Source organism: Accumulibacter sp. (assembly GCF_029255125.1).
GTDB lineage: Bacteria > Pseudomonadota > Gammaproteobacteria > Burkholderiales > Rhodocyclaceae > Accumulibacter.
The window spans coordinates 1-8695 of record NZ_JAPUVR010000078.1 but is presented as its reverse complement, the minus strand read 5'-3'; the positions used below and the strand labels follow the sequence as shown (position 1 = coordinate 8695).

The 8695-nt window shown below is 72.3% G+C and carries 6 protein-coding genes; 5 read left to right on the top strand and 1 reads right to left on the bottom strand.

The window, feature by feature from the left end; translation table 11 throughout:
* Positions 1 to 485 precede the first annotated feature (485 nt).
* The gene (locus Q1L59_RS04350) at positions 486 to 1604 is read right to left on the bottom strand and encodes a hypothetical protein (protein WP_300328549.1); all 1119 of its coding nucleotides are present in this window, start codon (positions 1602 to 1604) and stop codon (positions 486 to 488) included.
* 100 nt (positions 1605 to 1704) lie between these two features.
* Between Q1L59_RS04350 and Q1L59_RS04345 the strand changes: the two genes are divergently transcribed.
* From Q1L59_RS04345 to Q1L59_RS04325, 5 genes are all read left to right on the top strand, one after another.
* Positions 1705 to 3507 (top strand): hypothetical protein, encoded by a 1803-nt coding sequence (locus Q1L59_RS04345; RefSeq protein WP_300328547.1) that lies wholly within the window; start codon positions 1705 to 1707, stop codon positions 3505 to 3507.
* A 60-nt stretch (positions 3508 to 3567) separates the two neighbouring features.
* Positions 3568 to 5748: a hypothetical protein gene (locus Q1L59_RS04340; RefSeq protein ID WP_300328544.1), complete on the top strand. Its 2181-nt coding sequence runs from the start codon at positions 3568 to 3570 to the stop codon at positions 5746 to 5748.
* A complete protein-coding gene (locus Q1L59_RS04335; protein WP_300328542.1) occupies positions 5745 to 7310 on the top strand; it encodes a hypothetical protein in 1566 nt (521 codons plus the stop codon). The genes Q1L59_RS04340 and Q1L59_RS04335 overlap by 4 nt, the downstream gene beginning before the upstream one ends.
* Positions 7307 to 8245 (top strand): protein phosphatase 2C domain-containing protein, encoded by a 939-nt coding sequence (locus Q1L59_RS04330; protein ID WP_300328539.1) that lies wholly within the window; start codon positions 7307 to 7309, stop codon positions 8243 to 8245. Before Q1L59_RS04335 ends, Q1L59_RS04330 begins: the two co-directional genes overlap by 4 nt.
* A gap of 33 nt (positions 8246 to 8278) precedes the next feature.
* A partial coding sequence (locus Q1L59_RS04325) for a hypothetical protein (RefSeq protein WP_300328536.1) occupies positions 8279 to 8695 on the top strand: 417 nt, incomplete at its 3' end.

Sequence of the window (8695 nt, the reverse complement as noted above, 5' to 3'; positions counted from 1 at the left end):
GCCGCTTTGGGCCCCTCCCGGCCTGGGTTGGCGAGCGTCTGGCGCAAGCGAGTGAAGACGAGTTGCAAGCGTGGGGCGAGGCGCTGCTCAGCGCGCCGACGCTCGCCGCGGTGTTCGGCGACGAACCCCGCTGAAAAGCGCCGCTAGGCGGCGCTACCGCGCGATCGACTTTGGCGCCAGCACAGTGCGCGGCGCGCTCGACTGCCCGCGTCTTGCCGCCGCGCGAATCGTCGCCAGTATTCGCCGTTGCCTTGCCCTGCATGTTCACGCGCACGGCCGCTTCGCTTGGCAATCGCGGTCACGTTCCCCGCTACTGGCGAAAATGGGCTCCGTTGCAGCGGTTTTTTTGGGTTTGGCTTTGAGGAGCGGAAGCAACCGGTAAGCGTTGCGCTTCAACACTTCCGACATGCCACTCTGCGAGGGCCGCACGTGGTCGGCAGTCGCCGGCCTTGCCGCTGGCGCAAGGCGGCACCGCCCGGCTCCCTTTACGCGCCCTGCCCCTCACGTCCCAGCTCGCTTGCCCACAACAGGATCAACTCGCGGAACCGCGCGCGGTCCTGGCGGATCATCTGGTCGATGCGCGCCTTGTAATGCGCGAACGGCGCGTCGCCGGCGTGCTCGCCGACCAGACGCATGGGCAGCATCAGCTCGAGCAGTTCGGCGTAGCGCGGGTGCGTGGTCAGCGCGAGTTGCAGATCGGTGAACCTGCGCTGTACCGTCTTCGGCGACAGATCGCGTTCGACGGCAATTTCCTCGACCGTCAGCTCCGGGTCGATACGTGCGTTCGGTTCGAGCGACAACCAGTCACGGAAGATCCGCGCGTGCTCCTCGCTCAGCCGCCGAGGCTTGCGCTGGTCGGCGACCGGCACCGACATGCCGGGAATCTCCCGCGCCACCTGGTCGAGCAGACCAAAGAGCTGCACCTTGCGCAACAGCGTAAAGGCGGCCAGGTCGGGCCGTCCGCCGCGACTCTCCCCCGTCTCGTCGACCGGAACGCGTTCGGCGACGATTCCCACCTCCTCGATGGCCAGCGAAACCACCCGAGCCGGGCCACGTCTCCGCCACTCGTCGCGATACAGGTTGGCGAGTACCGTGTAGACGTAGCTGCGCGAATACGGCTTGTAGCGCAGCAGGCGCTCGACCGCCATCTGCGCCGCATCGTCGCCAGGCAGATCGACGTTGTGAAAATCGCGCTCAAATTTTTTCGCCAGCTTGACCACGTAGCGCCGGCCGCCGGCGCTTTGCAGCCATTGCCGAAAATCGGCTTGCACGATGGCCGTACGGACGTGCCGGCGTGGCGTTGCTGCCGCCGGCGCGGCAAAACGTTCGGTCAGCGTCCATAGGTCGCCATCGACGATCGCCAGCGTTGCCTGGCGCGCAGCCGCCTCGCTGAACAGGAACTGCAGGCGCAGCGGATCGCCGGTTTCCAGATTGCTGCGCGCGTGCTGGTCGTTGAACGCGCCTGGCTTCTCCTCGCTGATCACGAAGCCGTAGACGGCAGTCGCCAGTTCTTCGTCGAGCAGCTCGTGCAGGCCGCGGCACGCCGCGTCGCGCTCGCCGTTCCGCCAGAAATGCACGATCGCCTCTTCCCTGTCGTTGTTCATCGCCTCTCCCCGAGCAATTTTCGCCAACTCGGCCATTTTCTGACCTTGAACGTGCATCGCCTGCGTCTATACCTGCATCACCCCACCGGAGACGCCGCACATGCCCAGCATCATAACCCTTCTGCTTCCCGACGAAGCACTGCACCCGACGCGCCAGCGCCCAGCGGCGCGCCGCGACGCGCTGCTGGAAGTCGTCCTCACGCTCATCGTCGCCTTCGTCCTGCGTCTGGCGGCGACGCCGCCGGTGGCGCGCGGCGGCGCTGCCGATCTCGGCGTGCGCTTCCCGCCGGCGCACGCCGACTGGCCGGCGCTGGCCGCCGTTCCGGCCGACGGCGCAGCGCGCGCCGCCTGGCTGGCGGTGGCCGCGCCCGACTGGCTGCCGGCTGTCGCCATTCTCGGTCTGCCGATGCTCTGGCTGGCGCGCCGCGCGCAGCGCTGGGGTCTGCCGTGGCTACTCGTCCTCTGGGCGGCGATGGCCCTCGCCTGCGGCGTGCCGCCTGCCGGACAAACAGCGCTGCATGAGGCCTTCGGCTGGACACCGCGCGTTATCGCGGCGATCTGGCTGTTCGCTGCCGGCCTGACTGGCATCGTCCTCGCCGGCCTGGCTTCCTGGCTCGCCGCGCGCTCGCCGACGCCGCCCGCGGCTGCCGGGCGAGCGGCGCCGACGAGCCGCTGGCAAGCCTTGCTCTGGCCACTCTGGTGCCTGTTGCTTGGCCTCACCTGGCTGGTCATGGCCGACTTCGCCGCCGGCGCCGATCCGCAAGCGCGCTTCTTCGCGCTGCGCCACGCGGAAGCCTGCTGGCTGGCCAACGGCATCGCCTTGCTCGTCGCCTACGCCCGGCGCGCCATCGGCCGCGCCTGGCTGCGCGGCGTCAGCCGCTTGTCGGCGCTCGCCATCGACCCGCGCCAGCGCTTGCGCCTGCTCGGCGCGGGCCTCGCGCTGGCGCTGCTCGTCGGCTGGCTCGGGCGCAGCGGGCGCAGCGCGACGCTGCCCGGTCTGGCGATGCCGCACCTGAGCGGCGAAGCGCTGCGCATCGGCGTCTGTCTGATGCTCGCCTGGCTGCTCTACCGCGGTGGCGAGTGCGCCGCTTCGCCGGCGCGCCGCGCCCGCCTGTGGCGCGCGCTGTTCTGGGTGGGCGGCCTGGCGACGCTCGGCCTGGCGGTCTCCGCCGACGCCGGCCCGCTGCTCGTGCTGCTGCTCGCCGGCTCGCTGCTGCTCGGCGTGCTGGCGATTCGCCGACTTGCCGGCGAGTGTAGCGGCGTCGCCCTGCTCCTCGCCGGCGTGCTCGCGGTGAGCGCCGTCGCCGTCTGGCGCGGCACGCTGGTCGACCTGCTGCCGCAAGTCAGCGCGCTCGCCCGTCAGCGCGAAGTGGCGCGCGCGACGCCGCAACTCGCCGCGCACGACGACCAGATGCGCGTCCTTTGGCTGATCCAGGCGACCCCGGCCGGCGGTTTCGGCGCCGGACGCACGCCCTGGTGCGGCGCGCCGGCACAGGTCGGCGAAGCCGCCTGTGCCAGCGGACGCGGCAGCCGCGTGCAAGGCGCGCCGCTGCAACTGGTCGAAGACTTTGCCTTCGCCGCGCATCTCGCGCGCTACGGCCGCGCCGCCGCCGTCGCCCTCGTCGGGCTGGCGCTCGTCTGGTGGTTCGCCGTCGTCATGTCTGCGCTGCCTCGCCGCCTGCCGCCAGCCGGCTCGCCGGCAGCACTGGCCATGCAGCGCGCGGCGCTCTTCTGGCTGCTCACCGCAGCCGCCATCGTCGCCCTGGCGCAGACGCTGCTCAGCGTCGGCGGCACGCTCGCCTGGACGCCGATGTCCGGCGTCAACCTGCCGCTGCTCTCGTACGGCAAGGTCAGCCTGTGCAGCGCGGCCGTCTGCTGCGGCCTGGCGCTGGCGGAAAACTGACCGCCAGCGCGCCCCCGCCGCGTCTTCATCCTCAACCCATCAGACCCCGGAGACCCCGCCATGCAAGCGAATCGTCGCTACGCACAATCGCCACTGGCGCGCACCGCCGTTCTTCTCCTCCTCGCCGCCAGCGTGCTCGCCGCCGTGCTCGTCGCCTTGCTCAGCCGACCGACGGCCGGCGAAGGCGCCGACCTGCACCTCAACCAGCCGCGCCTGGAAGCGCTGCGCTGGCTGCGCAACAGCCTGCAGCCCGGCAACGCGCCGCGCGCCGAATGCGCGCAGCCGCCCGCCGTCTGCGCGACGCTCGAGCGGCTCAACCAGCGCCTGGCGCAGGCGCCCCAGGCGCATGCGCTGCAGCCAGCGGCAGCCAGCGACAGCGACGAGGCACAAGCGCCGCCCGCCGCCAAGGCGCTGGCCGACGCGGCCGACTGGCTGCTGCGCGCAGCGCCCGACGGCGATCAACTGCTCGACCGCCTGCGCGCCGCCGACAACCCGGCGCCCTGGTGGCGATTCAACCCCTTCCGCCTGCCCGGATGCCTGTACGCCGCGGCGAGCGCCGGCGCGCCCGCGCCCGCGGCGACGCGCTGCGACGAAGGAACGCCGCTCGCCCCGGGCGACTACCCGCCGCAGGCGAACGCGCTCTTTGCCCTGCTCGGCGACTGGCGCGCGCCGTGGCAGGCGGCCAGCCCGAACACGCTCGCCAACGGACTGCACGTCGGCCGCCACCTGTGGTTGACGCTCGACCCCGGCGTGCAGCAGAAAGCGCAGATCACCGCCGCGTGCTACAGCGGTCAGGCCGCCGCCTGCGCGCGCTGCGGGTGGTGCGTCGCACGGCATGCGCGCGAGATGTACGAGAACGCGCGTGCGCGCAGCGTCGGCATCCTCGTCGTCAAGGCGAGCGACGGCGCCATTCTCGGCCTCGGCAGCGCGAGCAGCGCGTGCTACGTCGAGCGCCAGCAGGGACGCCCGGCGGGCGCCGACTGTCCGGCCCTGCCCGACGACAAGGCGCGCCTGCACCGCCTGGACAATCAGGTCGAGCAAGCCGAAATGCCCGGCTCGCTGAACAAACCGCAGCTCGCCGCCGCCCTGCTCGCCGCGCAGACGCTGCACGCGCAGGAAAGGCGCGCGCTGCCCGACATCCTGCGCAGCTCGGACACCGAAGCGATGATCGACCTCGTCCTCTGCCGCGCCGCCGATTTCGACCTCGCCTGCATCCGCCGCCGGCTCGCCGCGCTCGAGCGCGTTCTTGCCAGCACCGGCTGGAACGCCGGCTGCCGCGCCGGCGAAGCCTGCCGGCCGCAGCTCGACCTGCTCGGCGGACTCGCGCCGCGCGCCGGCGAAGCGCCGCTGCTGCGCGCCGCCTACCGCGAAAACGCGCTGCACGTGCGCAGCGCAACGCTCGCCTACCCGGTCTTTGCCGGCCGCCTGCTGCGCACCGCCGACGGGCGCAGCCTGGCCGAACGTGTCGACCAACTGCGCCCGGAAGACCTGCGCGACTGCGCGCGCCACGCCGGCAAGCAGCGTTGGCGCGGCTGCCAGGGCACCGACCTGGTCAACCTGCTGGCCGAGCTGTTCGGCCAGGGCAACGCGCTCGCCACCCCGCTCGGCATCGCCGAAAGCTGGCTGCACCTGGCCGCCGCGGCCAACGGCGCGGCGCAAGCAGCCGCCCCGCACCTGCTGGCGGCGGTACAGGAAAGCAGCGGCGAGCGCCGCCCGGTCGCGCCGCTGACGCCGACCGGCCTGGCGCAGCACGACGCGCGCAGCATCCTCGGCGCGCTGGAAGGCGTCCATCGAAGCGACAGCGGCACCGCCTTCACCGCCTGTCGCAACGCCGTCAGCGCCGGCGGCGTTCTGCGCTGCGCCGCAACCGGCGGCCCGCGCATCGCCGGCAAGACCGGCACGCCGCTCTTTCCGGCCGACCGCCTGACGCTCGACGAATGGCGCCAGCAGTGCGCCGCCGCGCGCCAGGCGCCGGACAACGCGCAGACACGGCGCGTCGCCGCCGCGTGTCGCCTGCGGCCGATCAAGTGGTTCGCCGCGCTCGCCGCCCCGACGGCGCAGGCGCCCTTCGACACGCTGCTCGTGGTCAAAGTCGAGCGCAACTGGCGGCGTAGCAGCCAGCGCGTCGACGCCGCCGGCGATCGCGGGCCGGACGGCAACGTCGCCGCCGAAATCGGCCTGGCGCTGCTCAACAGCCTGTACACGCCGGCGACCGCCGTCGCCAAGGAGAGTAGCCAATGAACGCCCGACGCCGCAACCCGCCCGCGCGCCCCGGCGCGACGCTCCGCCTTTCCGGAACGAGCGACGCCGGCGACTGGCCGAGCCTGCTGCTCGAACTGCGCGACCTCTTCGCCGAAGCCGCGCACCGTCATCCCGAGGCGCGCCCGACTCGCCTCGACCTCGTCCTCGCGCCGCAGCGCCTGTCGCCGCCGCCGGCGGGCAGCGCGGAACCGCCCGGCTGGCGCGAACTGCTCGCCTGGCTCGAAGCGCGCGCCGCGCACGGCCTGGTTTACGCCGTGCATCAGCCCCGCCAGCGCCGTCTGCCCGCGCATCGCCTGCTCCTTCGCCTCCGCCTGCCGGCCAGGCCGGACAAAAATGTGCCGAAAAACTGGCCGTCGCCGGCCTCCGGCGACGTCTCTACCTATAGCAGCGACACACCCTGCCCAAGGCTTGTTCAACCCACCGGAGACCTCAGCATGAACGCATCGTTCCGACCCCACCCGCAACACCCACCCGGCGAGCGCAGCGCCGGCCAGGCCAAGCCCGCGCCAGCCACCGGCGCCTGGCGCCGCCTCTGCCAAATAATCGAAGACCGCCTCTTCGGCCCGCCGGCCGACTGGCACGAAGACGACGAGCGCCTCGACGAGCCGGCGCTCGCCCCGCAGCGCGTCGCCGAGCCCACGCAAGCGTGGCTGCAAGCCTTCAACAACGCGCTCACCGACGCCACCGCGCTCCTCCTGCGCGACTACGTCGAACCCGTGCATGCCGACGACCCGAGCACCGGCTTCTCGGTGCGCAGCATCGAAGTCGCTCTCCCCGAAGTGTATGCCCCCGGCCTGCGCACGATCGCCCAGATGCCGTCGGAAGCGCGCCAGCGGATCACCATCGCGCGCTGCCTGAAAGCACCCGGCGCCGCCGAGCAGCTCGAGTTCGACAAGTTCCGCGGCCTCAACGTCGTCGCGCCGGAAACGCTGGTCGATGGCTACCTCGTGCACACGCTGCTCGCCGGCGACGGCGCGCGGCTGCACGCCACATTCCGCTTCTCCGGCGACTACGTCACGCTGCGCCGCCGTGCAGCGGGCGGCAGCGCAGCGCCGACCGTCGACGCCAACGCCGACGCCAGCGCCAGCGCCAACGCCGCGCCGGCCACCGCACCCGCTACCGCGCCGACCACCCCGCTGCGCGCACCTGCGTGCACACCCTTGCGCGCCGCTGCGCCACTGCCGGTGCTCTACCTCCGCCTGCTCGGCGACGGCGACGAGCGCCGTCATCCGGTGTATGCCGGCCAGTTCCCGCTCACCATCGGCTGCGCACCGAGCGGCGAACACACGCTCAGCGTGCACGCCGGACGCCGGGACGCCAACGGCAAGAGCAGCTTCGTCTCCGGCGATCACCTGCAGATCACCGCCTACGACAGCAACACGCGCATCGTCAGCCTGCGCAGCCTGGGGCGCAACGGCAGCTACCTGGGCGACGCCGCGCAACCCGAACGCTTCACACTGCTCGCCGGCAGCAGCCAGATCATCTCGCTCGGCGGCGACGGCGGCGAAGGCACCGTGCAACTGCGAATCGAAACCCCATGAAAGGCATAGAATACCGTCCCGAGGCGACGAGCGCGGCGCAGCGCGTGCAGCCGCCAGCCGCAGTTCCTGACCCCGCCAAGCCCACCAGCCCCGCCGACCACCCGAAGAGCGCGATGAACGACGACTTCCCGCCAACGCCCACCGTCCGCTCGGGCACGCAAGACGTGCCCGGCTGGCGCATCGCCTGGGCGCAAGTCACCGGCGTGCGCCACGCGCAGTGCGAAGACCGCATCGCCATCCGCCCGCTGCGCGCGCGCGCGCACGGCGACGCCGTCTTCCTCGCCGTTGCCGACGGCGTCGGCGGCGGCGCGCGCGGCGACATCGCCGCGCAGGCGCTGGCCGAGCACGCCGTCGACCTGCCCGCCGCAGCGCTCGGCGACGCCGGGCAGATCGCCGACTGGATGCGGCGCGCCGAAGACCGCGTGCGCAGCGCGCTGCACGCCGTCACCTTCGCCCCCGGCGCGGCGACGCTCGCCGCCGCCTGGTTGCGCAGCGACGGCAACGGCCACCTGCTGCGTATCGGCGACGCGCGCGCCTACTACCTCGACGACCAGCACGCCGTCGCGCTGACCGAAGACCAGACGTACGAACAGCGCGGCGAAGCGCCGGACGAAGGCGCCAGCGCCGACGACTGCGCGTGCATGGTCGGCACCGGCCACATGGGCGAGCCGGAAGTGCAGCCGCTCGCGCTGCCGCTCGCCGCCAGCCTGCTGCTCTGCAGCGACGGCCTGCACCGCGGGCTCACCGCCAGCGAACTGCACGCCGCGCTCGCGCCGGCGAGCGGCGAAGTCGCCCCGCTCGCCGCGGTCGCCGCCCGCCTCGCCACGGCGGCGCGGGCGGCGGGCAGCAACGACGACATCAGCCTCGTCATCGCCCAACGCCGGCCCGCGCCACCGGTGCGCCGCTGGTGGCAGCGCCTGTTCTGGCGCGCCTGACCCCACCCCGCCACGTACTCGAAGAGCCCAGCCATGTCACCCAAATCACCGCCACGCAAGACGCTCTGGGAACAAGCGCTCGACGCGCTCGACCCGACCCGCCCGATTGCACCATTCGACCACCATTACGCGACGCTGGCGCGTGATTGGATGCCGGATTACGAGAACGGCAAAGCCGTCTGGTGGAAGTGTTACCGCAAGGTGGACGGCGGCTTCGACCTGCGCGAGTTCAACGCGGCCGAGATCGACATGCTGCGCGCGCTGAAAGGCCGGCCGAACTGCTACCAGTTGGTCAGCCAGCGCTCGACCGGCACCCCCCTGCGGCACCTTACCCTTTCCCACAACCCGTCAGCAGACGGTAGCGCTATGGTTTGTTCCTGCAGGAAGAAGGGCACGATGTGCGTTGGCCAAGCTCAAGGCGCTTGCGGTGGGGGCGTGGCGAAGACGCGG

Excerpts from the sequence above, each read along its gene's own strand:
- Q1L59_RS04340 (WP_300328544.1), top strand. The coding sequence starts at position 3,568 with ATGCAAGCGAATCGTCGCTACGCACAATCGCCACTGGCGCGCACCGCC.
- Q1L59_RS04330 (WP_300328539.1), top strand. The coding sequence starts at position 7,307 with ATGAAAGGCATAGAATACCGTCCCGAGGCGACGAGCGCGGCGCAGCGC.
- Q1L59_RS04335 (WP_300328542.1), top strand. The coding sequence starts at position 5,745 with ATGAACGCCCGACGCCGCAACCCGCCCGCGCGCCCCGGCGCGACGCTC.
- Q1L59_RS04350 (WP_300328549.1), bottom strand. The coding sequence starts at position 1,604 with ATGAACAACGACAGGGAAGAGGCGATCGTGCATTTCTGGCGGAACGGC.
- Q1L59_RS04345 (WP_300328547.1), top strand. The coding sequence starts at position 1,705 with ATGCCCAGCATCATAACCCTTCTGCTTCCCGACGAAGCACTGCACCCG.